Source organism: Amycolatopsis regifaucium, from assembly GCF_001613935.1.
In the GTDB taxonomy this organism is placed as follows: Bacteria; Actinomycetota; Actinomycetes; order Mycobacteriales; family Pseudonocardiaceae; genus Amycolatopsis; species Amycolatopsis regifaucium.
Window position 1 is genome coordinate 1 of record NZ_LQCI01000046.1, and the last position, 1407, is coordinate 1407.

Sequence of the window (1407 nt, forward strand, 5' to 3'; positions counted from 1 at the left end):
GGCCCTGTCATGATTTCCGTGTAAGCCACGGATGATTGTGTGGTTATTTTAGTGGATTGGTAGGCGGTCGGGGAAGAGGACTACGAGTGTGTTGAGTGCTTGTTTCCATCCCCAGGTTCCGGTTCCTGATGGTCCTCCGCGGTGGCTGGTGATGTTCCGGAGTCCGAGGTAGAGGAGTTTCATGGCGGCGGCGTCGCTGTCGAAGTGGCCGCGGTTCTTGGTGAGTTTCCGGAGCTGGAAGTTGATGTTCTCGATCAGGTTTGTCGTGTAGACGACTCGGCGCAGTTCGGCTGGATAGTCCAGGAATGGGGTGAATTCGTTCCATGCGTGCTGCCAGACTTGGACTGCGGCGGGGTATTGGGTGCCGAATTCTTTGTCGAAGTTCTTGAGTGCGATCTCGGCGGCCTCGAGTGTGGGTGCGGTGTAAATGGATCGCATTCCGGCGGCGACTTTCTTGCGGTCACCGTAGGAGACGAACCGCATCGCGTTTCTGATCACGTGGACCACGCACGTTTGGACCACGGTGTCGGGGAAGACGCCGCGGATCGCGTCGGGCAGTCCGGTCAGCCCGTCGCAGCAGGCGATCAGGATGTCCCGCAGGCCCCGATTGCGCAGGTCGGTGACGACCTTGGCCCAGAACTTCGCGGCTTCGCTGTCGGCGATCCACAAGCCGAGGGCATGCTTGCGACCTTCGACGTCCACGCCGACGGCCAGGTGGGCGACCTTCGTGGTCACCACGCCCTTGTCCTTGATCCGCAGGCGGATGCCGTCGACGTAGAGAATCGGGTAGACCTCGTCCAGCGGACGTGTCTGCCACAGTGCGATCTCGTCGGCAACCACCTCGGTGACGTTGGAGATCAGTTCCCGTGAGGCGTTCACGCCATAAACTTCATGAAGGTGTGATTCAATATCGCGGGTCGTCATTCCACGGGAATACAGCGACAGGATCACCTCGTCGATATTCCCCAGGCGACGTGCGCGTTTCGGCACGATCGCCGGTTCGAACGAACCGTTCCGATCGCGGGGCACCGCCAGCTCGACCGGCCCGTTGGTCGTGGACACCGTTTTCGTCGACCGGCCGTTCCGGGAGTTCCCGCTGCCGTTTCCGGCGGGATCACCTTTCTCATACCCGAGATGATGGGTCATTTCGGTATCCAGCGCCCGTTCGAGCACCGCTTTCGTCATCTGATTCAGCAATTCCTGCACACCCAAAGAACCGCCGCTCGCGTGCGCTTCTTTGACCAGCACGTCCAATACCTCCGGCGGAAGCGCTCCGGCGAGCACTTCAGCCGACGACGAGCCGGCCGGGCGAGATGTGTTCTCCGTCACAGACAGGGCCTTCCTGGATCGCCAACAACGATCCGATCTTGGTCCATCCGTGGCTTACACGGTTGTCATGACACGGCC

General features: G+C 60.7%; 1 protein-coding gene. It reads right to left on the reverse strand.

Going from position 1 to position 1407, the window contains the following annotated elements; genetic code table 11:
• Positions 1-48: 48 nt before the first annotated feature.
• Positions 49-1335 (reverse strand): IS256 family transposase, encoded by a 1287-nt coding sequence (locus AVL48_RS31885; RefSeq protein ID WP_428839397.1) that lies wholly within the window; start codon positions 1333-1335, stop codon positions 49-51.
• Between the last annotated feature and the right edge of the window lie 72 nt (positions 1336-1407).